Raw genomic sequence first — 336 nt, 5'->3', positions numbered from 1 at the left:
ATATTGTTATGCCAGGAATGAATGGCTACGAAGTACTGGTTAAATTAAAAGAAGATTCAGCAACGCAAATGATCCCGGTTATTTTTATATCGGCAAATAGCAGCCATGATGACGAGTCTAAAGGTTTAGAACTAGGTGCAATGGATTATATAACTAAGCCATTTTGTTCATCAATTGTGCGCGTAAGAGTACGTAATCAACTGCTTATTAAGCAAAAAAATGATTTGCTTGAAATGTTAGCTTCGATTGATGGCCTAACCGAAATACCCAATAGACGCAACCTAGACGAAAACTTATCTCGTGAATGGCGTAAAAGTAAGCGCAACAACACACCAC

General features: G+C 37.8%; 1 protein-coding gene. It reads left to right on the top strand.

What is annotated here, in order from left to right:
* A partial coding sequence (locus AAEY62_RS21155) for a response regulator (protein ID WP_350636303.1) occupies positions 1-336 on the top strand: 336 nt, incomplete at both ends.

Origin of the sequence: Pseudoalteromonas sp. GW168-MNA-CIBAN-0100, assembly GCF_040309225.1 — a bacterium.
In the GTDB taxonomy this organism is placed as follows: domain Bacteria; phylum Pseudomonadota; class Gammaproteobacteria; order Enterobacterales; family Alteromonadaceae; genus Pseudoalteromonas; species Pseudoalteromonas arctica.
Note: the sequence above shows the minus strand (reverse complement) of the source record. Positions and strands in the feature narration are given on the sequence as shown.